Origin of the sequence: Bordetella genomosp. 10, assembly GCF_002261225.1 — a bacterium.
Lineage (GTDB): Bacteria > Pseudomonadota > Gammaproteobacteria > Burkholderiales > Burkholderiaceae_B > Bordetella_C.
Genome location: NZ_NEVM01000002.1, coordinates 552745 through 577995 on the forward strand (window position 1 = coordinate 552745; position 25251 = coordinate 577995).

General features: G+C 68.1%; 27 protein-coding genes and 1 pseudogene. 17 read left to right on the plus strand and 11 right to left on the minus strand.

Annotation, left to right across the window (positions count from 1 at the left end):
- Positions 1-85: 85 nt before the first annotated feature.
- On the plus strand, positions 86-442 hold the full coding sequence (locus CAL29_RS31580; RefSeq protein WP_218831842.1) for an ArsR/SmtB family transcription factor: 357 nt from the start codon (positions 86-88) through the stop codon (positions 440-442).
- Between the two features lie 32 nt (positions 443-474).
- The gene (locus CAL29_RS31585) at positions 475-828 is read left to right on the plus strand and encodes a hypothetical protein (protein WP_179283987.1); all 354 of its coding nucleotides are present in this window, start codon (positions 475-477) and stop codon (positions 826-828) included.
- Positions 829-927: 99 nt separating this feature from the next.
- On the opposite strand, the pseudogene CAL29_RS11855 reads toward CAL29_RS31585, so the two are convergent.
- From CAL29_RS11855 to CAL29_RS11865, 3 genes and pseudogenes are all read right to left on the minus strand, one after another.
- Positions 928-1503 (minus strand): annotated as a pseudogene (locus tag CAL29_RS11855) (PIN domain-containing protein).
- Positions 1500-1967, minus strand: a complete 468-nt coding sequence (locus CAL29_RS11860) for a helix-turn-helix domain-containing protein (RefSeq protein ID WP_094853232.1) — start codon at positions 1965-1967, stop codon at positions 1500-1502. The pseudogene CAL29_RS11855 and the gene CAL29_RS11860 overlap by 4 nt, the downstream one beginning before the upstream one ends.
- Before the next feature lie 137 nt (positions 1968-2104).
- Positions 2105-3019, minus strand: coding sequence for an AraC family transcriptional regulator (locus tag CAL29_RS11865; protein WP_094853233.1), 915 nt, complete (start codon positions 3017-3019; stop codon positions 2105-2107).
- 130 nt (positions 3020-3149) lie between these two features.
- On the opposite strand from CAL29_RS11865, the gene CAL29_RS32270 reads away from it, so the two are divergent.
- The 5 genes from CAL29_RS32270 to CAL29_RS11885 are packed head-to-tail and all read left to right on the plus strand — an operon-like array spanning position 3150 to position 6632.
- On the plus strand, positions 3150-3461 hold the full coding sequence (locus tag CAL29_RS32270) for an alpha/beta hydrolase (RefSeq protein ID WP_373559735.1): 312 nt from the start codon (positions 3150-3152) through the stop codon (positions 3459-3461).
- 22 nt (positions 3462-3483) lie between these two features.
- On the plus strand, positions 3484-3831 hold the full coding sequence (locus tag CAL29_RS32275; RefSeq protein WP_373559736.1) for a hypothetical protein: 348 nt from the start codon (positions 3484-3486) through the stop codon (positions 3829-3831).
- Positions 3832-3869: 38 nt separating this feature from the next.
- The gene (locus CAL29_RS11875; RefSeq protein WP_094853234.1) at positions 3870-4736 is read left to right on the plus strand and encodes an oxidoreductase; all 867 of its coding nucleotides are present in this window, start codon (positions 3870-3872) and stop codon (positions 4734-4736) included.
- A gap of 21 nt (positions 4737-4757) precedes the next feature.
- Complete coding sequence (locus CAL29_RS11880) at positions 4758-5750, plus strand: SDR family NAD(P)-dependent oxidoreductase (protein WP_094853235.1); 993 nt, start codon at positions 4758-4760, stop codon at positions 5748-5750.
- Between the two features lie 24 nt (positions 5751-5774).
- A complete protein-coding gene (locus CAL29_RS11885) occupies positions 5775-6632 on the plus strand; it encodes an oxidoreductase (RefSeq protein ID WP_094853236.1) in 858 nt (285 codons plus the stop codon).
- Between the two features lie 66 nt (positions 6633-6698).
- Here CAL29_RS11885 and CAL29_RS11890 read toward each other — a convergent pair whose 3' ends face one another.
- Positions 6699-7367: a dienelactone hydrolase family protein gene (locus CAL29_RS11890; protein ID WP_256977397.1), complete on the minus strand. Its 669-nt coding sequence runs from the start codon at positions 7365-7367 to the stop codon at positions 6699-6701.
- A gap of 72 nt (positions 7368-7439) precedes the next feature.
- Here CAL29_RS11890 and CAL29_RS11895 point away from each other — a divergent pair, with 72 nt between their 5' ends.
- Positions 7440-8210, plus strand: coding sequence for a GntR family transcriptional regulator (locus CAL29_RS11895; RefSeq protein ID WP_179283988.1), 771 nt, complete (start codon positions 7440-7442; stop codon positions 8208-8210).
- Between the two features lie 19 nt (positions 8211-8229).
- On the opposite strand, the gene CAL29_RS11900 is transcribed toward CAL29_RS11895, so the two are convergent.
- Complete coding sequence (locus CAL29_RS11900; protein ID WP_094853239.1) at positions 8230-9219, minus strand: PaaI family thioesterase; 990 nt, start codon at positions 9217-9219, stop codon at positions 8230-8232.
- A gap of 92 nt (positions 9220-9311) precedes the next feature.
- On the opposite strand from CAL29_RS11900, the gene CAL29_RS11905 reads away from it, so the two are divergent.
- The 9 genes from CAL29_RS11905 to CAL29_RS11945 all read left to right on the plus strand — a co-directional run bounded on the left by CAL29_RS11905 (position 9312) and on the right by CAL29_RS11945 (position 18608).
- Positions 9312-9836 (plus strand): FAS1-like dehydratase domain-containing protein, encoded by a 525-nt coding sequence (locus CAL29_RS11905; RefSeq protein WP_179283989.1) that lies wholly within the window; start codon positions 9312-9314, stop codon positions 9834-9836.
- 12 nt (positions 9837-9848) lie between these two features.
- On the plus strand, positions 9849-10364 hold the full coding sequence (locus CAL29_RS11910) for a MaoC family dehydratase (RefSeq protein ID WP_094853241.1): 516 nt from the start codon (positions 9849-9851) through the stop codon (positions 10362-10364).
- A gap of 82 nt (positions 10365-10446) precedes the next feature.
- Positions 10447-11403 (plus strand): hydroxymethylglutaryl-CoA lyase, encoded by a 957-nt coding sequence (locus tag CAL29_RS11915; protein ID WP_094853242.1) that lies wholly within the window; start codon positions 10447-10449, stop codon positions 11401-11403.
- 64 nt (positions 11404-11467) lie between these two features.
- Complete coding sequence (locus CAL29_RS11920; protein WP_094853243.1) at positions 11468-12862, plus strand: MmgE/PrpD family protein; 1395 nt, start codon at positions 11468-11470, stop codon at positions 12860-12862.
- Positions 12859-14070, plus strand: a complete 1212-nt coding sequence (locus tag CAL29_RS11925) for an acyl-CoA dehydrogenase family protein (RefSeq protein ID WP_094853244.1) — start codon at positions 12859-12861, stop codon at positions 14068-14070. The genes CAL29_RS11920 and CAL29_RS11925 overlap by 4 nt, the downstream gene beginning before the upstream one ends.
- Before the next feature lie 7 nt (positions 14071-14077).
- On the plus strand, positions 14078-15334 hold the full coding sequence (locus tag CAL29_RS11930) for a CaiB/BaiF CoA transferase family protein (RefSeq protein ID WP_094853245.1): 1257 nt from the start codon (positions 14078-14080) through the stop codon (positions 15332-15334).
- A 79-nt stretch (positions 15335-15413) separates the two neighbouring features.
- Entirely contained in the window at positions 15414-16382 is a 969-nt protein-coding gene (locus tag CAL29_RS11935; protein WP_179283990.1) for a Bug family tripartite tricarboxylate transporter substrate binding protein, read from the plus strand.
- A gap of 7 nt (positions 16383-16389) precedes the next feature.
- Entirely contained in the window at positions 16390-17544 is a 1155-nt protein-coding gene (locus tag CAL29_RS11940) for a lactonase family protein (protein WP_094853247.1), read from the plus strand.
- Between the two features lie 152 nt (positions 17545-17696).
- On the plus strand, positions 17697-18608 hold the full coding sequence (locus CAL29_RS11945) for a LysR family transcriptional regulator (protein ID WP_179283991.1): 912 nt from the start codon (positions 17697-17699) through the stop codon (positions 18606-18608).
- Between the two features lie 65 nt (positions 18609-18673).
- Here CAL29_RS11945 and CAL29_RS11950 read toward each other — a convergent pair whose 3' ends face one another.
- From CAL29_RS11950 to CAL29_RS11975, 6 genes are all read right to left on the minus strand, one after another.
- Complete coding sequence (locus tag CAL29_RS11950) at positions 18674-20170, minus strand: MmgE/PrpD family protein (RefSeq protein WP_094853249.1); 1497 nt, start codon at positions 20168-20170, stop codon at positions 18674-18676.
- Complete coding sequence (locus tag CAL29_RS11955; RefSeq protein WP_179283992.1) at positions 20167-20952, minus strand: alpha/beta fold hydrolase; 786 nt, start codon at positions 20950-20952, stop codon at positions 20167-20169. The genes CAL29_RS11950 and CAL29_RS11955 overlap by 4 nt, the downstream gene beginning before the upstream one ends.
- Before the next feature lie 67 nt (positions 20953-21019).
- Positions 21020-22150: a tripartite tricarboxylate transporter substrate binding protein gene (locus CAL29_RS11960; RefSeq protein WP_179283993.1), complete on the minus strand. Its 1131-nt coding sequence runs from the start codon at positions 22148-22150 to the stop codon at positions 21020-21022.
- A 70-nt stretch (positions 22151-22220) separates the two neighbouring features.
- Positions 22221-23075, minus strand: a complete 855-nt coding sequence (locus tag CAL29_RS11965; protein WP_179283994.1) for an alpha/beta fold hydrolase — start codon at positions 23073-23075, stop codon at positions 22221-22223.
- Between the two features lie 41 nt (positions 23076-23116).
- Positions 23117-24304, minus strand: a complete 1188-nt coding sequence (locus tag CAL29_RS11970) for an acyl-CoA dehydrogenase family protein (RefSeq protein WP_256977398.1) — start codon at positions 24302-24304, stop codon at positions 23117-23119.
- On the minus strand, positions 24301-25251 hold the full coding sequence (locus CAL29_RS11975) for a hydroxymethylglutaryl-CoA lyase (protein WP_094853253.1): 951 nt from the start codon (positions 25249-25251) through the stop codon (positions 24301-24303). Before CAL29_RS11975 ends, CAL29_RS11970 begins: the two co-directional genes overlap by 4 nt.

The window sequence follows — 25251 nt, forward strand, 5'->3', positions numbered from 1 at the left end:
GGCGTCTTCACTCATCCTCTTGACCCCTTGACGGGATCCAGGTGTCATTCTAATATTCCATGGAATTATGGAATGAGACGCCGAGATGGTTCACGGACACGAAGCGGGTTGCCGGCATGACTTGCAGGGTACGCAAAGCCTGGGTTGGCGGGCGGCCGAGCTCGATATCGCCGCGGCGATGTGCCATGCCTTGAGCGATCCGGCGCGATTGCGGCTATTGCTGTGGCTGGCTGAGCGCGAAATGTGCGTGTCCGAACTCGTCGAACTCGAGCAGGCCAAGGTCAGCAGCATTTCCGCGCGCTTGCAGATGCTGCATGCGGCTCGCCTGGTGATCAGGCGCCGCGAGGCCAAACATATCTACTACGCGCTCGCCGACGAGCACGTCCACGCCCTGTTGCGCAACATCCTCGGCCATGCGGCCGAAGTCCCGGCAGGTCGCTAACCCACGCAGCACCTTCTTCACTGGAGCCTGACATGTCCACCTGCAACCAACCCCACCACGCCAATCATGACCACCAGCATGGCCCGAATTGCGGCCACATCGCCATTCGCCACGAAGGCCACGTGGACTACCTGCATGACGGCCATCTCCACCACCCGCACGGCTCGCACGTCGACGAGCACGTGATCGCGGTCTCCGCCACCAATCCGGACACCTGCACGCCCAACCACCACTGCTCGGGCCATCCCGCCGGCCACGTCCACGGCCCCGGCTGCGGCCACGAAGCCGTCCCGCACGGCGACCACGTGGACTATCTGGTCGACGGCCACCTGCACCATCCCCATGGCGACCATTGCGACAACCACGGCCCGGTCACGCTGGCGTAAAGCGTTGAGCGGCAGCCTTTCCGTCCCCGCCGCCCGTAGATAGCCAATCCCGCTCGCCTGACCAAGGAGCGCCATGGCGCTCCCCGCCTTTTGGGCGAGTCATAGAATCGCCCGGTATACGGCCAGCGACTTGCACGTCTGCACCAGTCCCTGCCGCAGTAGCACGTCCAGGTAGTGGTTCACGTCCAGCGGCGGACTCTTGAGTTGCGCTCGTTGACGTTGGGCTGCGGCGACTACGGCAGCGGGATCGAGGTCGAACAGGTTCTCGACGAATTCGTCGGGATGCTGCGCTTCAATGCCGAAAGGCGCCAGCGCCTGCGAAGGGAAGTCCTTTTCATTGAAGGTGACGATCACGCTGGCGTTGCATCGGATCGCCGCCGCCAGGACATGGCGATCGTCTACGTCGGGCAAGCTCAGCCCGTCGATGAGTGACTCATGATCGGTCACCAAGCCATCCGGAATCGCGCGATCCATCAGCGCCGAGGTGCGATCCAATTGTTCCCGCGTGAGGTCGGGACGATTGATAAGGAGATTGCGCTTCCATTCTTCGTGGATCTGCTCGCTCCATCGAGCCCGGAATCGGCCCGATAGGCCCAGCTACATCAGGAAGTCGCGGAGCGGCGCAGGATAGAGAACGCAGGCGTCGTAGACTACCGTGAATGGGGAATGCCTCATTCGTAACCCATGCCCAGCTCTTGCGCCTGCTTGGCAAGTTCCTCCATTGCTTGTTCGCTCGCTTGATCGCGCTGGGACTTGAACGCCATCAGGTCCGCGAACCGCACACGGCGATGCTTTCCGGTCTTGTGAAAAGGCAGCGCGCCGTCTTCCAGCAGCTTCACCAGGTGGGGCCGGGAAACATTGAGCAGGTCCGCGGCCTCCTGCGTCGTCAGCTCCGCGTGGACCGGCACGACTTTGACGGCGTTGCCTTCGGCCAGCTCGGCCAGGATGTCCACCAGCAGGCGGAGGGCCGAGGTCGGTAGCTCGACCTGGTGTGCCTGGTTCTTGTCGTCGAAGATCTGGATGCGTTGCGTTTCGACCTGCGTCGCCAGGTAGGCAGCCAAGGCGCGCTGGCCTTGCACGGCCAATCGCACGTCCCGTTCAAGGGGAAGTGTCACGTTGGAGAGGGAGTCGGCGGTCATGGTGGCTTCCAGTTGAAGCCGTCATGCTAATCGAAATAAACGAAATTCGCAATAAACGAAACCGATGCCTTGCCGGGACTGGCGATCTCACCAATCTCCACCGCCAATCGGGGAGCCGGCGTTTCGCCTCGGCGAAATCAAGCCGATAGCTGGCGCCGGTACTGCGTCGGCGAGCAGGCCATGATTCTCTTGAAGGCGGTGCTGAAGGAACTCTCCGATTCGTAGCCCAGCGAGAAGGCGATCGAGGCGACGTTGTCGGTGCTGGCGCGCAGGCGGTCCGCGGCCATGAGCATGCGCCAGCGGGCGAGGTATTCCATGGCGGTGCTGCCGACCAGGGCCTTGAATCGTTGCGCGAAGACGGTGCGCGAGATGCCCGCGATGCGGGCCAGTTCCTCCAGCGTCCAATGGCGGGCGGGCTCGGCGTGCATGGCGCCGATGGCGGGGCTGATCTGCCGGTCCGCCAGCGCCAGGAACCAGCCTTTCGGCAATTCGCTGGACGTGTTCATGAACAGCCGCAATACCTGGACCAGCATCAGGTGCACCAGGTGGGTGGACATCAGCGTGCCGCCCGGCTGCGGCGTGCGCAACTCGGCCGCCAATTGATCCAGGGACCAGCGCAGCACCTCCGCCTGGCCCGAAGCGCGAGGAATGTTGACGAGCGGCGGGAGGGCGTCGAACAGGACGGCGGCATGGTTGCCGGAAAACTCGAAGCGCCCGCTGATGAGAAATACCTCGCCGCCGCCGTTATGCACGGCCACCCCTTCACGCGCGGCCGCGTCCAGGATATGTTCAGAGTCCGCCGGCAATAGCGCCGGATCGGACGAGAGCACGAAGCGGCGCCTGCTGTTGAGCAGGAAGCAATCTCCCTCCTCGAAGCGGATCGGTTGCTCCAGGTCGTCCGTCACCCCCCAGCAAGCGCCGCGCATGATGGCCGTGAACTTGATGCCGTCATGGGGAGGGAAGTCAAAAGACCAGTCTCCGGCGGCGTCGAAGCCCGCATAGAACTGGCTGCGGGGCTTGAGCAGGGAGAGGACGTCCGACAAGGGATCCATCTGCAAATCCGTACGATCGAAAAAGAAAGCAGTACTTTAAGGCATGGTTCGTTCGCCCATCAAGCGCTATCTTTGATCCATCGCTGGTAGCTGCTGCGGTCATCCGCACATCGCCACTTGGGAGCATCTCATGAGCCAAACGCAATCCGTCACTTTCAAGAACCGCACCTGGGACGTGGCCGCCACGCTGCGCCTGCCCGAGGGCTTCGACGCCAACAGGAAATACGCCGCCATCGTCTGCGCGCATCCCATCAGTAGCTGCAAGGAGCAGACCTCGGGCGCCATCTACGGCGAGGCGCTGACCCGGGCCGGCTTCATCACGCTGGCCTTCGACGCCTCCACCCAGGGCGCCAGCGGCGGCGAGCCGCGCTTCCTCGAAGACCCCAGCACGCGCGTCGAGGACTTCCGCTGCGCCGTGGACTACCTGGTCACGCTGCCTTAGCGAGAAGGCCGGCGTCACCGACGTGGACATCACCAACGCGATCGACTACTACCTGACGCCGCGCGGCCAGCAGCCGGGCTCGCCCAACAAGCTGCGCCTGACCAGCACGGGCGCCGTGCTGGGCTGGGACGCCTTCCACCTGGCCGAAGCGCTGCTGACGCAGCCGCTGCACGTCGTGTTCGGCAGCGTGCCGGGCGCCTTCGGCTCCTACAGCGATGGGCATGAGCTGTACCGCCGCGCGCGTTCGAGCGAGAAGTCGATCCAGATCGTGCCCGGCGCCAGCCACTACGACCTGTACGACCAGCCCGAGGCCACGCGCCAGGCGCTGGAACGACTGGTGCCGTTCTACAAGAAGCACCTCGGCGATTGAGGCCTCCAGCGCCTACTCCTGACACGCAAGGAATCGACATGAGCAATGCAAAGAAAGTCTGGCTGATCACCGGCGCTTCCTCGGGCTTCGGCAAGGCGCTGGCCGAGGCCGTCATCGCCAACGGCGACATCGCCGTCATCACCGCCCGGCGCCTCGATCGCCTGCAGGCCATCGCCCGGGACCACGCGGACCGCGTACTGCCGCTGGCCGTGGACGTCACCGACGCCGCCGCGCGCGACAAGGCCGTGGCCGATACGCTGGCGCGCTTCGGCCGCATCGACGTGCTCGCCAACGTGGCCGGGCGCGGCGTGGCCGGCGCCTGCGAGGAATTCAGCCTGGCGCAGTTGCGCGAGCAGATGGAGCTTAACTTCTTCGCCGCCGCCGAGATGACCCGCGCCGTGCTGCCGCAGATGCGCAAGCAGGGCTCGGGCAACATCCTCACGGTGAGCAGCATCGCCGGCCAGGTGGCGATGAACGCCGCGGGCCCGTATTGCGCGGCCAAGTTCGCCATCGAAGGCTGGACCGAATCGCTCGCCATCGAGGCCAAGCCGCTGGGCATCCACGTCACCCTGGTCGAGCCCGGCGCCTTCCGCACCGAATTCGCGGGCGATGTGAACATGCGTCCCGTGCAGAGCATTCCCGCCTACCGCCCCGTGGTCGAGCCGTTCGAGACCTATCTGGAAACCTCCGCCGGCAAGCAGATGGGCGATCCCGCCAAGGCCGCCCGCCGCATGCTGGAAGTGGTGGCCAGCGAGGCGCCGCCCGTGCGCCTGATGCTGGGCCGCGATGCGTATTCGATCTGGGACGCCACCATCGCCAAGCGCCAGGAAGACCTGGATAGCTGGCGCGCGCGCGGAGAGGACACGGCCTTCGACGACGCCGAAGTGGTGGAGATCAAGCTTTGACGCTTGGCAAGGAAATCCCTCATGCAAGACCCTACGCAAGACCCTACGCAAGACCCTACGCAAGACCCGCAAACGCCCCTGAAGTCCGGCTTCGGCTTCCATAGCACCGCCGCCGACGTCCTGGCCGGCGTGGACCTGTCCGGCAAATTCGCCATCGTCACCGGCGGCCACTCGGGCCTGGGCCTGGAGACCACCAAGGCGCTGGCCGGCGCGGGCGCGCATGTGCGGGTCCTCGCGCGCAATCCCGAGGCCGCCCGCAAGGCGCTGGAAGGCGTGCCCGGCGTCGAGGTCGACCGGCTCGACCTGGCCGACCAGGACAGCGTGCGCGCGTGCGCCGGACGCTTCGTCGCCGGCGGCCGCAAGGCCGACATCGTCATCTGCAACGCCGCCGTCATGGCCATTCCGGAAACCCGCGTGGGCAAAGGCTGGGAAGCGCAGTTCGGCACCAATCACCTGGGCCACTACGCGCTGGTCAACCTGCTGTGGCCGGCCATCGCCCCCGGCGCGCGGGTGGTGTCGCTGTCATCCAGGGGGCATCACTTCGCGCCGATGCGCTGGGACGACGTGCAGTTCGACGCCGGCTACGACAAGTGGCTGGCCTATGGCCAATCCAAGACCGCCATCGCGCTGTTCGCCAAACAGTTCGACACGCTCGCGCAGGCCAGCGGCGTGCGCGCCTTCTCGGTGCATCCGGGCTCGATCTACACGCCGTTGCAACGCCACATGAGCATGGAGGAACTGACCGCGCTGGGTTGGCTCAACGACAAGGGCGAGGTGATCGACCCCAACTTCAAGACGCCGGCCCAAGGCGCCGCCACCACGGTGTGGGCCGCCACCTCGCCGCTGCTCGAAGGCAAGGGCGGCCTGTACTGCGAGAACTGCGACGTGGCCGTGCGCGACAACACCGCCACGCCCACCGAAACCGGCGTACGCGACTACGCCATCGACCCTCGACAGGCCGAGCGCCTGTGGAAGCTGTCGGCCGCATTGACCGGCATCGACGCCTTCGCTTGAATTCCATCTACAAGGAGATCTCTCATGAAAATCTGGTTTATCACCGGCGCATCGTCCGGTTTCGGCAAGGCGCTGGCCGAATTGGTGCTGGCCCGCGGCGACAGCGCCGTGCTCACCGCGCGCCGCCTGGCGCCCTTGCAGGCCATCGCGGCCCCCCACGGCGACCGCGCGCTGGCCCTGCAGATGGACGTGACCGACGCGGCCTCGCGCGCCGCGGCGCTACAGGCCGCGAACGGCAGGTTCGGCCGCATCGACGTGCTGGCCAACATCGCGGGCGCGGGCGCCTATGGGGCGCTGGAGGAATTCACCTCCGAACAGATCCGCGCCAACATGGAGTTGAACTTCTTCGCCGCCGTCGAACTGGCGCGCGAAGTGCTGCCGGGAATGCGCGCGCGGAAATCCGGCCACATCCTGAACCTGACCAGCATCGCCGGCCTGGTGGCCTTCCCCGGCAACGGCTTGTACAACGCGTCGAAATTCGCGCTGGAAGGTTTCACCGAGGCGCTGCATCACGAGGTCAAGCCCTTGGGCGTCCGGGTGACGCTGATCGAGCCGGGGGCTTTTCGCACCGGCTTCGCGGGCGCGGCCGCCATGCGCGCGTCGGGCCATATCGCCGACTACGCGCCACTGGACGCGGGCGTGGACGAATACTTCGCCACGCAGGACGGCAAGCAGATGGGTGATCCCGTCAAGGGCATGCAGGTGGTCGTCGACATGGTGGACGGCGACACGGCGCCCGTGCGCCTGATGCTGGGCGAGGACGCCTACCAGTTGTGGGAAGGCGCCGTCGCCGTGCGCAACCGCGACCTGGCCCACTGGCGGTCGCGGGGCGAGGACACCGCCATTCCCGGCGCGGCGAAGAACCCCGTGCAGGCGGTCTGAGCGGGCAGCCTGCCGGAGCCCGTCGCCCGATAGGCCGGAGGCCGCGGCATTCTTGCCGCGGCTTTCTTATTTCGAGGCCAGATGCCGGTCCAGGAATTCCAGCGTCCTGTCGAGCGCGAGTTTCGCGGCGGCCTGGTTGTAGGCGCCGCGCTGGTCGCAATTGAAGCCGTGGCCGGCGTCATAGAAGTGCGAGACGGCATCGGCATGCCGATGCGCCACCGCGCGCGCCTTCTCCACCGGCAGTGACTGGTCCTGCTCGCCGAAATGCAGCATGACCGGGCATTTCGGCGACTCGTCGATGAAGTTGGGAATGGCGCCGCCGTAATAGCAGACGGCGGCCGACAGCGAGGGCAGGCGGCAGGCCGCCAGCCAGGCCACCGTTCCGCCGTAGCAATAGCCGACGATGCCCTTTTTCAGGTCCGCCGGCGCGCTGTCCAAGGCGGCTTCCACGTCCAGCAGGGCGTTGCCGAAGTCCAGCTTCTTCATGATCTCGACGCCGCGTCCCACTTCCTCCTGCGTATAGCCCGACTCGTATTCCGGCTGGACGCGGTCGAACAGGGCAGGCGCGATGGCCACGTAGCCGTTGGCGGCATAGCCGTCCGCCACGCCGCGGATATGGCTGTTGACGCCGAAAATCTCCTGCACGACCACGACTACGCCCTTGGGCTTGCCGGCGGGTTGGGCGACATAAGCGGCCAGCCGATGGCCGTCGGCGGCTTTCAGTGTATCTTTCATGGTCTGCTCCATAGGTTATAAGTGCGTCAAAGTATACAAATTGATGTTTAATGCATGCAAGGTAATGGGATCATGGCAATACGGAAACAGGGCGGGGAACAAACGGACAAGGTCCTGAGCCAGCTCGCCTCGCGCTCGGACCATGGCGGGGCCGAGGCGGACGACGATGACGACGTGCGCGCGCCGGCTTCGGGCACCCAGAGCAACCAGCTCGCGCAGCAACTGGAGGAAATGATATTCGAGGGCCAGTTGGCGCCGGGACAGCGGTTGGACGAGGCCAGCATCGCGGCCAGGTTCGGCGTGTCGCGCACCCCGGTGCGCGAGGCCATCCAGCGGCTGGTCGCCACCGGCATGGTGGAAGTGCGCCGGCGCAAGGGCACCATCGTCACGCACCTGAGCATGCCACGGCTGATCGGCATGATCGAGACCATGGCCGAAATGGACACCATGGCGGCGCGCCTGGCGGCCCGGCGCGCCACGCCGCAGGAACGCGAGGGTTTGCGGGAAATCCTGGAGAAGGCCACGGCCGCCGTGGAGGACCAGCAGGCCTATACCCGGATGAACCGGGAATTCCACTGGGCGCTGTATGCGGCGACCCATAACCAATATCTCGAGGAACTCGCGCTGCGCACCTGGAAGGTGCTGCAGCCCTATCGCAATTTCCGGCTGGACCAGCCCGGACGGCGCAAGGAGTCCCTGGCCGAGCATACGGCCATCTACGAGGCCATCCGCGCCGCCGATGGCGAGCTGGCGGGCAAGGCCATGGCCACGCACGTCAAGCTGGGCGGCGTGATCGCGGACTTCGTGTTCAGCCTGCCGGCGAACGCGCGCACGGAGGAATAGGTCAGGCGTCGCCTTCGGCTTACCTGCCCTGACCGGTGACGTGACCGCTGACGTCGCCGCTGAGGGGGCCGCTGACGTGGCTGCTGACCGCGTGCATCACCAGCCGTCCTTCCTCGTCCCTGATCTCGCATCGGCAGGCGGCCGTCGAGCTGCCGCGATGCAGGATGGCGGCCTCGGCACGCAGCGTCCGGCCGCGTCCGGGCGACAGATACCACCCGCTGATGCCCGCCAGCGTCCAATCCGCGCCGACCGCGGCCCGGCAGGTATGCCCGGCCAGCGCGAGCACGATGCCGCCCTGGGTGTGGCCGACCCGATTGCCCGAATGCAGCCCATTCTCCAGCGTGCACGCCGCCCGCTGTTCGCCGGCCTGCGGCACAAGGTCCCAGAAGCGCGCCAGGAAGTTTCGCTCCCCCGCGGCCAGGATCCGTCGCGTCCGCGCCAGGACGCCGGCCTCGGCCGGGTCCAGTTCGCCCTCGGCCAGTAGCGGCGGCTCGAAGCCGGGCTCGCCGCGCCGCGCCATGGGCATCGGGGCCAGGGCCGCGCCGCCCAGCGGCATGAAGGCGGCGCCGCCCACGCAGCAGAGGCGCCCGGCATGACGGATGGCGGTGCGGGTGAAGAGCTGGCGGGCGCCCGTCTCCGCGGTCGCGCCTTCGGCGGTAGAGCATGCCTCGACGAGATCCGCCGGCGCGGCGCCGGACGGCGGGCCCGCGTCCGCCATGAACGAAAGCGACATCTGCACGGTCGCCATCCGGCGCGCCTGGCCCACCTCCCTGCGCAGGCTGGCGGCCATTCCTATGTCGGCCAGCACGGCCAGCGCTGCCAGCTCGAGCTGCCCGTCGGCGGCGACGGCATGCGGTCCGGCCAGCAGGGACACCCGGGAGCGCTCCTTTTCGACCTCGTCGAAGGAGAGGCGCAGGAAATTTCCGGGGAAGTTCCAGCCGGGTTGGCGGTTGCCGGCCAAGCCGCGCAGGACTTGTTCGAGGATGGATGAAGACGGATTCAGGTTCATGATTCGGGTTTGTATGGATGCAAAACTGGTTGATATTGTATTTTTATAAATCTAATATGCATACAACAACTTCAATACGGCTGGAGACAAGTATGCCTCGCATGAACGAAGAGGTCAGGCGCTGCATCGGCCTGGAGACCGATCTGCAACTGGCCTGCGATCCGGTGGAAAGGGGGGCCGTGCGCCGCTATGCGCAGGCCATCATGGACATCGATCCGGTCTATATGGACGAGGACGCCGCGGCCGGCACCCGGTACGGCGCGCCCGTGGCGCCGCCGCTGTTCCCCAACGCCATGCTCAGGCTGCCCTTCGGCGATCCCGACCTGGTGCAGGCGCGCGCCGCCGATCCCGATTTCGACGGCGCGGTGGGCTCCTCGACGCTGGGGCTGCCGCCGCTGCCGCTGGTCAATAGCCCGCTGCTGAACGGCGGCACGGAAGTCGAGCTGTTCCGCTATGCCCGGCATGGCGAGCGGATCCGGCTGAAGTCGCGCTACCTGGATATCTACGAACGCGAGACCTCCAAGGGCTGGATGCTGATGGTGGTGATCGAGACCGACTTCCTGGACGAGGAAGGCCAGTTGGTCATGCGCTTTCGCAAGACGCAGTTGCGCCGCTGAGGAGGACGACACATGGATGGCATCCGCAAACCCGCCCAGGTCTATTTCGACGACGTCGCCGAGGGCTTCGAGCTGCCGCCCCTGCGCAAGGGGCCGCTGACCACGGTGCATTTGATGCGCTGGTCGGCCGCGATGGAGAACTGGCACAAGATTCACTACGACCATCCCTTCGCCGTCGGGCACGACAGGCTGCCCGGCTTGCTGGTGAACGGCTCGTTCAAGCAGCAATTCATTCTCCAGCACCTCAAGGACTTCGCCGGCCTGGCGGGCTGGGCCTGGAAGGCGCGTTTCCAGTTCCGCGCCATGGACGTGGCGGGCACGACGCTGGACGTGTGGGCGCGCGTCAAGCGCAGGATTCCGATGGACGACTATGGACTGGTGGAGCTCGACCTGGGCATCCGCAACCAGGATGGCCACGAATCGACGCCCGGCGAGGGGCTGGTCGCGCTGCCGTACCGCGGGCGCGGCGCCGTGCCCTATCCCTTCGTGCCGCCGGCCGGCGATCCCTGGGCAAGACGCGCCGGCTGAGCGCCCCTTTTTCTTCGCCTACCGGCCGGGTGGGGCGAAACACGCCGGCCCGCCTGCCGGCTCATCTTTCGAGGCATGCATCATGGCTGATTGGCCGAAGTCCGTTCACATCCACGAGGAAGGTCCGCGCGAAGGCTTTCAGTTCGAGAAAGGCGCCATTCCGACCGCGGCCAAGGTCGAGCTGATCGACGCATTGTCGGAGACCGGGTTGAAGGAGATCCAGACGGTGTCCTTCGTCAATCCCAAGCGCGTGCCCGGCATGGCCGACGCCGACGAAGTGGTGCGGCGCTTTCGCAAGGCGCCCGGCGTGCGCTATTCCGGGCTGTGGCTCAACGAGAAGGGCCTGGAGCGGGCGCTGGCCAGCGAGAAGATCGACGTCGAGGGCCGCATCGTGCTGTGCGCTTCCGAGCCTTTCCTGGCGCGCAACCAGAACATTACGCTGGACCAGATGGCCGATATGCAGCGGGCCATGATCGCCACCTACCAGGCGCGCGGCATTCCCGTCGTCGAAGGCGCCGTGCAGGCGGCCTTCGGCTGCAACTTCAAGGGCGAGGTCACGACAGGAGACGTGCTGGCCATCGTGGCCCGCATCGTGTCTATCGCCCAAGAGTCGGGCATCGCGCTGAAGCGCCTGGTCCTGGCCGACACCATGGCCTGGGCGGTGCCCGCCCGTATCCGCGCCGTGGTGGGCGCGGTGCGCGAACGCTACCCGGACCTGGCGGTGACCCTGCACCTGCACGACACGCGCGGCATGGGCATCGCCAACGCCTATGCCGGCCTGGAGATGGGCGTGCATGCCTTCGATTCCTCGGTGGCCGGCCTGGGCGGATGCCCGTTCGCCGCGCACAAGGGCGCGGCGGGCAATGTGTGCACCGAGGACCTGGTGTTCATGTGCGAGGAAATGGGTATCTCGACAGGCGTCGATCTGGACCGCCTGATCGACGCGGCCAACCTGGCCGAACGCATCGTCGGCCACCCCTTGCCGGGCGCGGTAAAGCAGGGCGGCAGCCTGAACCGCTACAGGCAGGCCGGGCAGTGAATCCGGGGGCGGGCCGTGCGATGAACGCATCGGCTCGCCCCGCATCGATCGGGAAGGAGGGTATATGGGACTGACCAGGGAGCTCGGGGCGTTCGCGTCCCGGCTGGAGTACGGACGGTTGCCGGCGGCGGCCGTGCGCGTCGCCACGCTGGGCTTCATCGATTGCGTGGCGGTGATGCTGGCGGGCGGCACGGAGCCGGTGACCGAAATCGTGGCCGCGACGGTGCTGGACGGCGACGGGAAGCCCGAGGCGTCGCTGCTGTTCTCGCAGCGCCGCGCGCCGGCGCCCGTGGCCGCCTGGATCAACGGCTGCGCCGCGCATGCGCTGGACTATGACGACGCCGGCGGCCACCGCAGCGCCATCCTGGTGCCGGCCTTGCTGGCCGAGGGCGAGGCGTTGGGCGCCAGCGGCGCCGACATGATCGCCGCCTACGTCGCCGGCTTCGAGGTCTGGTCCGAGCTGGCGCTGCGCGAGCGCGGCCACCTGCACGAACGCGGCTGGCATCCCACCGGGCTGTACGGCGCCGTCGCCGCGGCGGTGGCCGTGTCCCGCCTGCGCGGGCTGGACGCGGAACAGGCCGCGCGGGCCATGGCCGTCGCCGCCTCGCAGGCCAGCGGCATCGTCGCCAACTTCGGCTCCATGATGAAGCCTTTCCACGCGGGCAATGCCGCCCGCGCCGGCCTGCTGTCGGCCCGCCTGGCGGCGAACGGCATGACCGCGTCGGCCACGGCCTTCGAGCACCCGCGCGGCTTCATGAACGCGGTGTCGCAGCATGGCGACTACGACGCCGGGACGCCGGCCGGCACGCTGGGCGAGCGCTGGCGCATCGAGTCCGAGGGCGTGAGCATCAAGAAGTATCCGACCTGCTACTGCACCCACCGCGCCATCGACGCCATGCTGGAACTGGCGCAGCGCCACGACATCGACCCCGCGCAGGTGGAAGCGGTCGAGGTCATCATCGGCAAGACGCAGAAAGCCATTCTGCACGCCGACCGCCCGTCGACCGGGCTGGAAGGAAAATTCAGCATCCAGTTCGCCATGGCCTGCGCCTTGCTGGAGCGCCGCGTCACGCTGGCGGAGCTGGTGGATCCCGTGGTCCGGCGCCAGGACGTGCAGGACATCATCCCCCGCGTGCACGTCACCCTGTCCACCGATTACGACGCGCTCATGCCGCAGTACGCCAGGCATGACCAGGTCAAGGTCCGCCTGAAATCCGGCGCGTTGCTGGAAAGCGAGAAGGTGGCCCGCGCGCGCGGACATATCGAACGGCCGCTGTCGCGCGAGGAGCTGTATGCCAAGTTCCGCTCCTGCCTGGACTTCGCCGCCTCGCCGCTGGATCCCGAAGCCCTGTTCGCAAGCCTGGAGGCCCTGCCACGCCAACCCGCCGGCTGGTTGCGCGTCGCCACCCAACAAGGCGGCCGCACGCCGGCCGCGGCCACCCCCATGGAGAAGGCATGACTGAAGCCACAGAACTGGCGGCGCACGCATTCCGCCTGCCCGACGAGATCCGGCAATTCCAGGAACTGGCGCGCCAGATCGTGCGCGATGAAATGCTGCCGCTGGAGCAGAAATACCTGGCGCATCCGGCGAAGTCGCACAGCCTGCGCGCGCGCGACGCCCTGCGGGCGATCTTCCCGCCGGAGGTGGTGCAGCGGCTGTACAAGCTGTCGCAGGACACCGGCCTGTGGGGCTTGAACATCCCCGAAGATCATGGCGGCTCGGGCCTGCCGCTGCTGGCCAAGGCGGTGATCATGGAGGAGTTCTACTACTGCGCGGTGCCGTTCCCCTTCGCGGAAGTGCCGAACATCCTCTATCACTGCAAGGGCGAGCAGATCGACAGATACCTGCGGCCTTGCATAGACGGCAGCAAGATCGCCGCCTTCGCGCAGACCGAGCCCAACGCCGGCAGCGATCCCGGCGGCATGATGAAGACCGCCGCGGTGCGCAAGAACGGCGAGTGGTCCATCAACGGCACCAAGATGTGGATTTCCAATGCCCTGGCCTGCGACTTCGTCATGGTGCAGGCGGTGACGGACCCGGACAAGCGCCAGCGCGGCGGCATCACGATGTTCCTGGTGGATCGCGACAACCCCGGCATGAAGGTGGTGGAGGAGGGCCTGCCGACCTGGCTGGATTCGACGCCGTCGCAGTTCATCGTCAACTTCGACGATTGCCGCGTTCCCGATTCGGCGGTGCTGGGCGAGGTCGGGCAGGGCTTCGCCATGGGCCAGCGCTGGCTGACCATCATGGACCGCCTGCTGCGCGGCCCTTTCTGCCTGGGCAAGATGCAGCGCGGCCTGGACATGTCCATCGACTGGGCCAAGCAGCGCGTCACCTTCGGCAAGCCGCTGGCGGAGCGGCAGGCGATCCAGTGGAAGATCGTGGACATGTACGTGGCCATCCGCGCCGTGCGCAACCTGATCTACGAGGTGGCCTCGCGCGCCGATGCGGGCGAGGACGTGCGCACCGAGGCGGCGATGGTGAAGCTGGCGGCCGCCGAATGGGGCGCGCGGGCCCTGGACGACGCCATCCAGATCCACGGCGCCATGGGCGAGGCGCTGGAACTGCCGCTGTCGCTGTTCTATCGCTACGTGCGCCATGCGCGCATCGGCGGCGGCACCGACGAAATCCAGCGCATGATGATCGCGCGCTCGCTGCTGGCCTGAGGTCGCCATGAAGGATATGAACGAACAAGCGCCGCGAGCCCAGGGTCCGCTGGTGGGCCTGCGGGTCCTGGACGTGGGCATGGTCTTCGCGGGGCCGCTGGTGGCCACCAACCTGGCCGACCTGGGCGCGGACGTCATCAAGGTGGAGCATCCCAAGGGGGACCAGACCCGCAACATCGGCCGTTTCAAGGACGGCGAGGGGTTGTGGTGGCGCGTCGCCGCGCGCAACAAGCGCGTCATGGCCGCCGACGTCGGCAGGCCCGAGGGCGCCGCCATCGTCCGCGAACTGGCGAGGACCGCCGACGTCATCATCGAGAACTTCCGGCCCGGCCGCTTCGCCAGTTGGGGCCTGGACTACGAAAGCCTGTCGCGGGAGAACCCGGGCCTGGTCATGCTGCACATCAGCGGCTACGGCCAGGACGGTCCCTACCGGCACAAGCCGGGCATGGGCACGCTGGCCGAGGCCTTCAGCGGCTTCGCCATGGTGACCGGGGAGGCCGACCGGCCGCCGACGCTGCCGCAGTTTCCCTTCGCGGACGGCGTCGCCGCCATGATGGGCGCCTACTCGGTCATGGCCGCCCTGTGGGCGCGCGACCGCAACGGCGGCAAGGGCGATGAAATCGACCTGAACCTGTACGAGCCCATGCTGGCGCTGATGGGCCCGATGGTGATCGACTACGACCAGTTGGGACACGTCGCGCGGCGCCGCGGCAACCGTTCGACCTGGAGCGTGCCGCGCAATTCCTATCGCAGCAAGGACGGCAAATGGGTGGCGGTGTCCAGCGCCGCCAATTCCATCGCCATCCGCATGTTCCGCGCCATCGGCCGCGACGACATGGCCGACGACCCCGCGCTGCAGACCAATCCCGACCGCGTGAAGCGCCTGGAGGAGTGCGACGGCGCCATCGCCAAGTGGGTGTCGGAGCACACCTTCGACGAAGTCATACGCCAGTTCGAGAAGTACGAGGTGGTGGCCGGCCCCATCTACGACGTCGAGCAGTTGTTCGGCGATCCGCAGGTCCGGCACAACGAGAGCATCGTCAGCATGCCGGACGAGGCGCTGGGCTCGGTGCGCGTGCAGAACGTCATTCCGCGCTTCCGCCGCGCGCCCGGCCGCATGCGCTGGGTAGGCAAGCATCGCGTCGGCCTGGATACGCGGGACGTATTGGACGAGCTCGGCTATTCCGACGCCGAGATGGCGGCGCTGGAGGAGAAAGGAATCATCAGTTGCGGTACCCAGGCCCGGAAAACCGTGGATGAATGAAGGGCCCGCGGGACGCCGGCCATCCGGCGGCCCCGCGCGTATCCCCGGAAATGATGCTTATAAAACGGAGACATCCACCATGCATTTCCACCAAGCCCCGAAATGGGCGGCCGCGGCCGCCCTGGCCGGCGCGGCCAGCCTTTGCCACGCGGCCTATCCCGACAAGCCCATCCGCCTGGTCGTGCCTTTCGCGCCCGGCGGCACCACCGACGTGGTGGCCCGCCAGATCGCCCCGACCCTGCAGGCAGTGCTCGGCCAGCCGGTGATCATCGACAACCGCGCCGGCGCCGGCGGCATCGTGGCGACGGAGTATGTCGCCAAGGCGCCGCCGGACGGCTACACCATCATCATGACCACCAATTCGCATACCGCGAATCCCGCCATTTATGCCAAGCTGCCTTATGACACGAAGAAGGATTTCGTGTCGGTGGCCATGGTGGCGGATACGCCGGGCCTGCTGGTGGCCAACGCCAAGTTCCCGCCCAACAACTTCAAGGAATTCCTGGAGGCGGCGCGCAAGGCCAAGCCGCCCCTGACCTACGGCACGGCGGGGGTGGGCACGTTCCCGCACCTGACGATGGAGCTGCTGAAGGACCGCGCGGGCATCAACCTGGTCCATGTCCCGTACAAGGGGGCGGGGCCGGCCATGACCGACCTGCTGGGCGGGGTGTACGACGTGAAGGTGGACGCGTACGCGACCGCGGCGCAACACATCAAGTCCGGCAAGCTGAAGGTCTACGCGGTCACCAGCCTCGAACGCATCCCGCAGTATCCGGACCTGCCGACGGTGGCGGAGATGGGCTACCCCGGCTTCGAGAGTTCGTTCTGGATGGCCATCCTCGCGCCCGCCGGCACGCCCGGGAACGTGGTCGCCACCTTGCAGAAGGCCTTCATGACGACGCTCCAGGACAAGCGTATCGTCGAGAGGCTGGAGAGCAGCGGCGTGCGTCCGCTGCCCAAGCCGGCCAGCGCGGTCGACGAGCTGATCGACCGCGAACTGAAACAGTGGCCGCCCATCGTGAAGAAGGCCAATATCAGCGCGGAGTGAGACGACCATGGCAAGCAGGTATGCGCTTTACGCGGCGATAGGCCGGCTGCTGCTGCAGTTCGACCTGGATACGCGGGATGGAACGCTGGCGCGGCGCGCGGCGTTCGAATTGCCCGAAGGCCTGCAGTACCTGTGGCGGCATGCCTCGTTGCCCATCCTGTACGCGGCGTGCAGCGACGGCCGGCCGAAGTTCGAGGGCACCCGGCATTGCCTTTGCGCCTTGCGCATGGGCGATGACGGCTCCCTTGCGCCGGAAGGCGAGCCGATCCCGCTGCCGGTCCGGCCCGTGCACGTCGCGACGGACTCGCGCTCGCGCTACGCATTCGTCACGTCCGCGCATCCCAGCCGCGTGGACGTGTTCGAGATCGATGCGAACGGACGCCTGGGCGCCCCCGTGCCGCAGCAACTGCCCGATCTGCCCAAGACCGCGCACCAGTTGCTGCTGACCCCGGATGACAGCGTGGCCGTGCTGCCCCTGCGCGGCAACGACGCCTCGGGGCAGAAGGCGGAGGACCCGGGCGCGGTGATGCTCCTCCGGCATGCCGACGGCAAGCTGACGCACTGGCGCACGCTCGCGCCCGGCGGCGGCCATGGCTTCGGGCCGCGGCACGTGGATTTTCATCCCGCCATGCCCTGGATGTACCTGTCCATCGAGCGGCAGAACGAGATCGCGCTGTTCGACATGGGCGACGATTACGCCTTGCGCTGCCGGCGGACGACGCTGCGGGATCCCCGGCACGAGAAGCCCCGACAACTGGTCGGCGCGATACACGTGCATCCCGACGGCAGGACGGTGTACGTCTCCAACCGTGCGGACGGCACGGTCGAGGAAGACGGCCGCCAGGTCTTCAACGGCGCCGAGAACACCATCTCGGTCTATGCCATCGATCCCGGCAACGGCCTGCCCACCTTGATCCAGACGGCCGATACCCACGGCATGCACCCTCGGACTTTCCAGGTGCATCCCGAAGGCCGCTGGCTGGTGGCCGCGAACATGACGCCGCGCTGGGTCCGCACGCCCGCGGGCCTGGCGGAGGTGCCGGCGGGGCTTTCGGTGTTCGCGGTAGGCGGGGACGGCAGGCTGGAGTTCCGCAACAAGCTGGACCTCGACGCGAGCCGGAACCATTTGTTCTGGGCGGGCTTCGCCGCGCTCCCTGCCTGAACCGGCGCCACGTTCGCCCACGCGCCGGCGACGCGGCGCGGTCCCGCATGCAGCGTCCGCCCCGATGGCCCGAAACGGCGATCGCCGCTACGATAGCGCGAACCCCGGGGAGACACGGGATCACGGTTCTGCTGCATGGATGGTGGACGTCGATGACACTAAAGCAACTGGAGGCCTTTTTCTGGGCGGCCAAGCTGGGCAGTTTCGGGCTGGCGGCGGAGCGGCTGTATACGACGCAGTCGTCGCTGTCCAAGCGCATCGCGGAACTGGAATCCGACCTGGGCGAATCGCTGTTCGACCGCTCCGGACCGCGCGCGAAGGTGACCGATTCGGGCATGCGTTTGTTCGACCTGGCCGCCCGGATGCTGGCGTTGCAGGACGATATCCGCGCCAGCATGCATACGACCACGGCCTTGCGCGGGGTCTGCCGCTTCGGCATCGGCGAGTTCGTCATCCACACCTGCCTGCCGGCGCTGGTGGCGCGGGTGCGCAGGGACTATCCGGCCGTCGTGCTGGAGCCCTATGTCGGGCTGGCGAAGACCCTGATGGCCAAGGTGGCGCAGGGGGAGCTGGACTTCGCCATCATGCCGGCGCCGTCGAAGAACGCCAGCGTCGTCGCCGAGCCCCTGCGCGAGGTCGAATTGATCTGGACGGCGGCGCCCGAGCTGGTGGGCGACGATACGGTGCTGACCCGCGAAATGCTGGAGCGGCATCCGGTGATCGCCATGTCGCAGGAGTCCGGCTTGACCATGGCGCTGGACAATTGGGCGCTAACGCACGGGCTGAAATTCCAGCGCGTCATCACGACCAGCAGCATGAGCGCGGTGGCCGCATTGACGGTGGCCGGGCTGGGGCTGTGCCTGCTGGCGGCGGGGTTCGTGCGGCCGCTGGTGGCGCGCGGCCAACTGGTGGAACTGCGCTGCGAGGACCCGATGCCGGCGTGCCCGAAGCTGCCGTATTTTTTGCACAGCCGCAAGGAAGACACGCGCTGGCTGCTGCGCGCGATCAAGCCGCTGGCCATCGAGGAGGCCAACTTCGAGCGCCGCAGCGTATTGCTGCCCTGAGCGGCGGACAGGGCGGCCACCGGTGGAAGGCAGGGGACAGGACGCAGGCGATTTCCCTGTCCTGCTCAGTCCGCCGGCCGCAAGGTCTCCAGCAGGGGCGACAGGTTCGGCAGATCGTCCAGCGTCTGTAGGCGCGCCAAGGCCTGGCGCGCGGCCGTCGTGTCCAGCACGGTCTCGGCGCACTCGATGAACTTGCGGGCCAATTCTTCCGCCGACAAGGGCCGGGCAGGGTGGCCGCGCGGCGTTTCCACTTCCTGCCGCAACACGCGGCCATCGGACAGGGAGACGCGCAAATCCACGCCGAAGCGGCCGTTGCCGGTGGCCAGGGTATCGGAGAACGCCAGGCGGACCCGTTCCATCATGCGCTGGACGTCGCCCTCCCGCACGCGCGGCGCGTCGAACTGGCGCAGGCCGGCGCGTCCATCCAGCAGGGCGACGGCCAGGCAGTACGGTAGGCAGTATTTGGCTTGCAACTCGTCATCCGCGCCATCGAAGGGCATGATGCGCCGCGCGAACGCGCTGACCGCGCAGTCGATGCGAACCACCTGCGACGCGGCAAGGCGGTGCGATGCGCAAAGATCCAGCATGGCGTCGATGACGGTCAGGCCCGCGCCGCAGCAGGGATAGGGCTTGACGCCTATGCCGACGGTGTCCAGTTCGAGCGGGCCGTCCGCGTCCAGGGCGGCCGCTTCGCCGCTGGTTGCTTCTTGGGCCGCTTCCCCCCGCGCCGCTTTCCCGTTCACCGTGTCCACGGCCTCCGGCGCTGCCGGTCCGGACGTCGACGCGCGGTACATCGCCAGGAAGCCTTCGTCGCCGGAGAACGGATCGGGCGAGGCGGTAAAGCCCTTGCCGGCGAGCACGGCCGCCCAGATGCCGCGTTCGGCCGCGTGCCCGGCATGGAAGGACTTGGTCATGGAACCGAAATTGCGCCGCAGGCCCGAGGAAGCCGACGCGGCGATGCCCACGGCATGGGCGAATTGCCCGGCATCCAGGTCCAGCAGATGGCAGGCGGCCGCCGCGGCGCCGAATATGCCCAGGCTGGACGTGGCATGCCAGCCCGCGCCGTAATGCCCGGGATTCATCCAGCGTCCCAGGCGGGTTTCGATTTCGAAGCCGACGATATAGGCGCGCACCACGTCGTCGCCGGTGCGGCCTCCCGCTTCGCCCAGCGCCAGGATGACGGGCGCCAGCACGGTGCTGGGATGGCCAATCATGGATGCATTGGTGTCGTCGTAGTCGATGACGTGGCCGGCCACGCCGTTGGCCATGGCGGCGCCGGCGATGGAGGCCCGCTCGCGCGTGCCCAGTATGCTGGCCTGCGGCCGGCCGCCGAATTCGGCGAGCGTCGCGCGGACGATGCCCGCCGTGCCGGTGGGCACGCCCGCCAGGATGCAGCCCACGCCGTCCAGGATGGCGGACTTCGCCGCGGCGCGGGTGGCCGGCGGGAAATCGCGGCCGCGCAGGGCCGTGTACAAGGCCGAAAGATGGGCTGAACCGTGGGCCGAAGAATGGGCCGAAGAACGGGCCGAAAGAGGGGCGATGGTCGTGCTGTCCCGCGTCATGCCAGTTTCTCCATGAATGCTTGCACCGCTTCGTTGAAGGCCTGGGGCTTGTCGAAGTTGGACAGGTGCCCGGCCTGGGGAATGTCGACGAAGACGCTGCCGCGTATGCGCTCGTGCATGAACTGGCTTTCCGTGGAGGGGATCAGGACGTCGGCGGTGCCGCTGACGATCAGCGTCGGGATGTCGATGCGGCCCAGGAAGCCGCTGCGGTCGGGACGCTGGGCCATGCCCAGCAGCGCGGAAATCATGGCCTGCGGGTGTTGGCGCAGCAGCATCGCGCGTATCGCCTGCCGGGCCGGCTCGGCCATGGTGGGACCGAACAGCTTGTCGCCGTAGAAGGCGGCCGCCGCTGCGCTGCCTTGCCGGCGCAGCGCCTCGGCCAGCTCGCGGCGCGCGGCGCGGGCGGCGTCGCTGTCGGCGCCCGCGCGCGTGTTGGCCAGCAGCAGGCCGCGCAGCAAGCCGGGGTGCCGCTGCGCCAGCGCCAGCGACACGTAGCCGCCCAGCGATATGCCGCCGACCACCGCCTGGCCGATCCCGGCCTGCCGCAGCAGCGCGGCGACGTCGTCGGCATAGCGGTCGACGTCCACGGCGGCGCCGTTGGTGCGGCCGGACGCGCCGAAGCCGCGCAAGTCCACCGCGATGACGCGCCAACGCGGGCTCAAGGCCTGTATCTGCGGTTGCCACAGCGTGCGGTCGGCCGCGAAGGCATGCAGCAGGACCAGGGGCGTGCCTTGCCCGTCGTCGGAATAGGCAATGGAATGGCCGTCTACGAGCAGATTCATGCTTCTCTCCCGCGATAGGGGGCGATAGGGGCGATAGAGGCGGCAGTGCCGTCGAGACCGGCGCGCGTCACTCCGGCTGGATGCCCGCCGCCTTGGCGATGCCGGCATAGCGGTCTTTCTCGGCCTTGATGAAACCGGCGAAGCTGCGCGGGTCGGGGCTGCTGGCGACGTCCATGCCTTGCGCCGCCAACAGGGATTTGTAGCGCGGTTCGGCGACGACCTTGGCCAGCGCCGCATGCAGCTTGTCGACGATGGCCGGTGGCGTGCCGGCCGGCGCCAGTATGCCCCACCAGGTGCTGATGTCGAAGCCCGGCAGGCCGGATTCCGCCAGCGTCGGCATGTCCGGCAGCACCGACGACCGGGTGGCCGAGGTGACCGCCACGCCATGCATGCGGCCCGCGCGGATCAGCGGCAGGGCGTTGGATACGGTGATGAAGCCCATCTCCACGCGGCCGGCCAGCAGGTCGTTCAGCGATTCCGGCTCGGACTTGTAGGGCACGTGGGTCAGCGTGGCGCCGGTCCGCGCCTGGAACAGCACGCCCGCCAGGTGCGGCGGCGCTCCCACGCCGGAGGAGGCGAAGCGCAGGTTGACGCCCGGTTTCTTCGCATAGGCGATCAGCTCGGCCGGCGTCCTGGCCGGCACTTCGTTGTTCAGGGAAACCACGTAGCTGCCGCGTCCCGCCAGCCCGACCGGCGCGAAGTCCTTGACGATGTCGTAGGTCAGCTTCTTGTACAGGCTGGGCGCCAGCGCATGGGCGCCGGCCGCCATCAGCAGGGTATAGCCGTCCGGGGCGGCCCGCGCTGCTTCGCCGGCGCCGATGGTGCCGCCCGCGCCCGGGACGTTGATCACCACCACGGACTGCTTCAGCACCTCGTTCAGTTCCTTGGCGACGATGCGCGCGATGATGTCGTTGGCGCCGCCGGCGCCATAGGCGACGATCATCCTGATCGGCCGGGACGGATAGTCCTGGGCGGACTCGGCCCGCGCGGGCGCGGCTAGGACCAGGGCGAGCGCGGCCAGACAGGCGGCCGCGCCGCCGGCGTGCAAACGGGCACGCAAACCGTCGCGCAAACGGGCACGCAAACGGGCGCACAAGCCGGCCGCGCAGGCCGCGCGGCGCACGGCCGGCCGAGGCCGGATGGCCCGCCTGGCGGCATGGCCCATGGCGGCGAGGGTATTTTTCAGCGTGGTTTTCATCGTTGTCTCCTCAAGCCCGGCGGCTGACGGCATCGCCCCGGCGGCGGAAGCGGCCGGCGCGCCGCGGCGCCTACGCGAAGAATTCGCCCAGGATGCGCGCCACGTCGGCGGCCCGGCCTTCCAGGGTGTGGGTATGGCCCTCGGCCTCGTGCAGGGTGGCGACGTAGGCGCCCGGGATCAGCCGCTGCACGTGCTCGGCCTGGCGGCCGTAGTCGCGGTCCTCGGCCGGCGTGGCGATCTCCAGGATCAGGGTGGGCGCCTTGATGCGCGTCATGGCGTCGCCCAGGTCGTAGTTGAAATTCGCCTGGTACAGGCCGACGGTGCTGTCGGCCGATTGCAGGTAGTCCAGGACGACGCGCTTGGCCAGGGCGATGCGCGCGGCCGTGTCGCCGCCGGCGAACAGCGCGTCGTCCCACCACACCGCGTCGATGCGGCGGAACAGCGCGGCCCAGGCCTTGAGTTCGCGCAGCGGGCCTTCGCCGGCCGTATCGGCTTTCAGGAAGTCCTTGACCAGGTCGCCGATGACCGCGTTGCGGCGCGCCTGGTCGGGAATGAGGCTGTGGCTGTGTCCGGCCAGCACCAGCTTGCCGACGCGGTCGGGCCAGCGCGCGGCGATGGCGGCGGCGATCTTGTTGCCGGTGTGCAGGCCGTAGAAGTGCGCGCGTTTCTCGCCGATGGCGTCCAGGCTGGCCATGACGCCCTCGGCCAGCATGTCGATGGTGGCCTCCGGCGGCAGGGGATCGGAATTGCCGTAGCCGTAGTTGTCCGGCGCCAGCACGCGGTAGCGCCGCGCCAGCAGCGGTATCAGGTCCGCATGCACGCGCGAGGAGCGCTTGGACGGGGCGATCAGCACCACCGGCGCGCCTTGTCCCGCGACCGCGTAGTGGATCTGTCCGTGGGGTGTATCGGCGTAGCCTCTTTTCATTGCCGGTCTCCGAAGGGGGAGGGGATGCCGTGCGTCCGGCGTCAATACGAACGCGGCATGCCCAGGACGTGTTCGCCCAGGTAGGCCAGGATCATGTTGGTGGATACCGGGGCGATCTGCGTCAAGCGCGCCTCGCGCCATTTGCGCTCGACGTCGTACTCGCGCGCGTAGCCGAAGCCGCCGTAGGTCTGCAGGCAGGCCTCGGCGGCCTCCCAGGCCGCTTCCGAGGCCAACAGCTTGGCCATGTTGGCGGCGTCCCCGCAGGGGCGGCCGGCCTGGAACAGCGCCGCCGCCTTGCGGATCATCAGGTCGGCCGCCTCGGTGCGGGCATAGGCGCGCGCGATGGGAAACTGGATGCCCTGGTTCTTGCCGATCGGCCGGTCGAAGACCACGCGCTCGCAGGCGTATTCACTCGCCTTGCGGATGAACCAGCGCGCGTCGCCCAGGGATTCGCTGGCGACCAGCGTGCGCTCGGCGTTCATGCCGTCCAGGATGTAGCGGAAGCCGCGGCCTTCCTCGCCGATGAGGTTCTCCGCCGGGATGCGCAGGTTGTCGAAGAACACCTCGGTGGTGTTGTGGTTGATCATGGCCTTCAGCGGCCGGATTTCCAGGCCGCGGCCCAGCGCGCCGCGCATGTCCACCAGGAAGACGGAAATGCCGTCGGTCTTCTTCTGCACCTGTTCCAGCGGCGTGGTGCGGGCCAGCAGCAGCATCAGGTCCGAGTGCAGGGCGCGCGAGGTCCACACCTTCTGTCCGTTCACCACGTAGTGGTCGCCCTGGCGTTCGGCGCGGGTCTTGATGCGGGTGGTGTCGGTGCCCGAGGTCGGTTCGGTCACGCCGAAGGCCTGCAGCCGCAGGGTGCCGTCGGCGATGCCGGGCAGGTAGCGTTGCTTCTGTGCTTCGGAGCCATGCCGCAGCAGCGTGCCCATGATGTACATCTGCGCATGGCAGGCGCCCGCGTTGCAGCCGGCGGCATGGATTTCCTCCAGGATGGCGGAAGCCGCCCGCAGCGGCAGGCCGACGCCGCCATAGGCCTCGGGTATCAATGCGCCCAGGTAGCCGGCCTCGGTCAGGGCGCGCACGAACTCAGTGGGATAGGCTTCCTGGGCTTCCAGCCCGCGCCAGTATTCACCGCCGAAGCCGGCGCATATGCGGCGCACGTTGTCGCGGATCTCCGGCCAGTCGCGCGTGACGGCCACGGCCAGCTCGTCGTCCATCTGCTCGTTCATCGCAAGACTCCCGTATCCAGGCGCGGCAGGCCCGCGCGCGCCACGCCGCCGTACATGTCGATGTCGGGCAAGGCCGCGCGCACGATGTCGCGCACGGCCAGCAGTCGTTCCAGGTCGACGCCGGTGCGCAGGCCCATGGACGCCATCAGGAAGCACAGGTCGTCCATGACGATGTTGCCGGTGGCGCCGGGCGCGAAAGGACAGCCGCCCATGCCGGCCAGGGACGCGTCGAAGGCCCGCACGCCGCAGTCCAGCGCCGCCAGCGCATTGGCGATGCCCAGTCCGCGCGTGTCGTGAAAGTGCGCCGCCACGGGCAGCGGCGCCACTTCGGCCATGACCAGGCGGAAGACCTCGCGCACCTGCGCGGGGCCGGAATAGCCCACCGTATCTGCCACCACGATCTCGTCGGCGCCCGCTTCGGCCAGTTGGGCGGCGTAGCGCACGACGTCGGCGGCGGGAATGCGGCCTTCGTAGGAGCAGCCCAGCGCGGTGGACAGGCCGCCGCCCAGCACCGGCCGGCGCTCGGGCGGCAGGGCGTCGCACAGCGCGCGGATGGCGCGGAAGTCCGCCACGGAATCCTCGCGCTCGCGGCGCACGTTCTTCAGGTTGTGGGTGCGGCTGACCGACATGACGAAGTTCAGCTTGTGCACGCCCAGCTCGATGCCGCGCTGGGCGCCGCGCGCGTTGGGAATCAGCGCGGCCACGGTCAGCCCGGGCACCCGCAGCGCCAGCCGGCTTACCTCCTCGGCGTCGGCGAACTGCGGGATCAGCTTGGGCGGCACATAGGAGGTGACTTCGATCTCGGGCATGCCGGCGGCCGCTTCGGCGCGTATCCAGGCCAGCTTGGCCTGGGTGGGCATGAAGGTCGGGTGGATCTGCAGGCCGTCGCGCAGGCCGACTTCGCGCAGGGCGACGTCCCGCTGGGGAGGGGAGGCGAAATTTTGCAT

Excerpts from the sequence above, each read along its gene's own strand:
- CAL29_RS11930 (WP_094853245.1), top strand. The coding sequence starts at position 14,078 with ATGAAGGATATGAACGAACAAGCGCCGCGAGCCCAGGGTCCGCTGGTG.
- CAL29_RS11905 (WP_179283989.1), top strand. The coding sequence starts at position 9,312 with ATGCCTCGCATGAACGAAGAGGTCAGGCGCTGCATCGGCCTGGAGACC.
- CAL29_RS11875 (WP_094853234.1), top strand. The coding sequence starts at position 3,870 with ATGAGCAATGCAAAGAAAGTCTGGCTGATCACCGGCGCTTCCTCGGGC.
- CAL29_RS11880 (WP_094853235.1), top strand. The coding sequence starts at position 4,758 with ATGCAAGACCCTACGCAAGACCCTACGCAAGACCCTACGCAAGACCCG.
- CAL29_RS11940 (WP_094853247.1), top strand. The coding sequence starts at position 16,390 with ATGGCAAGCAGGTATGCGCTTTACGCGGCGATAGGCCGGCTGCTGCTG.
- CAL29_RS11920 (WP_094853243.1), top strand. The coding sequence starts at position 11,468 with ATGGGACTGACCAGGGAGCTCGGGGCGTTCGCGTCCCGGCTGGAGTAC.
- CAL29_RS11910 (WP_094853241.1), top strand. The coding sequence starts at position 9,849 with ATGGATGGCATCCGCAAACCCGCCCAGGTCTATTTCGACGACGTCGCC.
- CAL29_RS11955 (WP_179283992.1), bottom strand. The coding sequence starts at position 20,952 with ATGAATCTGCTCGTAGACGGCCATTCCATTGCCTATTCCGACGACGGG.
- CAL29_RS11890 (WP_256977397.1), bottom strand. The coding sequence starts at position 7,367 with ATGAAAGATACACTGAAAGCCGCCGACGGCCATCGGCTGGCCGCTTAT.
- CAL29_RS11970 (WP_256977398.1), bottom strand. The coding sequence starts at position 24,304 with ATGAACGAGCAGATGGACGACGAGCTGGCCGTGGCCGTCACGCGCGAC.
- CAL29_RS11860 (WP_094853232.1), bottom strand. The coding sequence starts at position 1,967 with ATGACCGCCGACTCCCTCTCCAACGTGACACTTCCCCTTGAACGGGAC.
- CAL29_RS11925 (WP_094853244.1), top strand. The coding sequence starts at position 12,859 with ATGACTGAAGCCACAGAACTGGCGGCGCACGCATTCCGCCTGCCCGAC.
- CAL29_RS11885 (WP_094853236.1), top strand. The coding sequence starts at position 5,775 with ATGAAAATCTGGTTTATCACCGGCGCATCGTCCGGTTTCGGCAAGGCG.
- CAL29_RS11965 (WP_179283994.1), bottom strand. The coding sequence starts at position 23,075 with ATGAAAAGAGGCTACGCCGATACACCCCACGGACAGATCCACTACGCG.
- CAL29_RS11950 (WP_094853249.1), bottom strand. The coding sequence starts at position 20,170 with ATGACGCGGGACAGCACGACCATCGCCCCTCTTTCGGCCCGTTCTTCG.
- CAL29_RS11935 (WP_179283990.1), top strand. The coding sequence starts at position 15,414 with ATGCATTTCCACCAAGCCCCGAAATGGGCGGCCGCGGCCGCCCTGGCC.
- CAL29_RS32270 (WP_373559735.1), top strand. The coding sequence starts at position 3,150 with ATGAGCCAAACGCAATCCGTCACTTTCAAGAACCGCACCTGGGACGTG.
- CAL29_RS11945 (WP_179283991.1), top strand. The coding sequence starts at position 17,697 with ATGACACTAAAGCAACTGGAGGCCTTTTTCTGGGCGGCCAAGCTGGGC.
- CAL29_RS11900 (WP_094853239.1), bottom strand. The coding sequence starts at position 9,219 with ATGAACCTGAATCCGTCTTCATCCATCCTCGAACAAGTCCTGCGCGGC.
- CAL29_RS11865 (WP_094853233.1), bottom strand. The coding sequence starts at position 3,019 with ATGGATCCCTTGTCGGACGTCCTCTCCCTGCTCAAGCCCCGCAGCCAG.
- CAL29_RS11960 (WP_179283993.1), bottom strand. The coding sequence starts at position 22,150 with ATGAAAACCACGCTGAAAAATACCCTCGCCGCCATGGGCCATGCCGCC.
- CAL29_RS31580 (WP_218831842.1), top strand. The coding sequence starts at position 86 with ATGGTTCACGGACACGAAGCGGGTTGCCGGCATGACTTGCAGGGTACG.
- CAL29_RS11895 (WP_179283988.1), top strand. The coding sequence starts at position 7,440 with ATGGCAATACGGAAACAGGGCGGGGAACAAACGGACAAGGTCCTGAGC.
- CAL29_RS11975 (WP_094853253.1), bottom strand. The coding sequence starts at position 25,251 with ATGCAAAATTTCGCCTCCCCTCCCCAGCGGGACGTCGCCCTGCGCGAA.
- CAL29_RS11915 (WP_094853242.1), top strand. The coding sequence starts at position 10,447 with ATGGCTGATTGGCCGAAGTCCGTTCACATCCACGAGGAAGGTCCGCGC.
- CAL29_RS31585 (WP_179283987.1), top strand. The coding sequence starts at position 475 with ATGTCCACCTGCAACCAACCCCACCACGCCAATCATGACCACCAGCAT.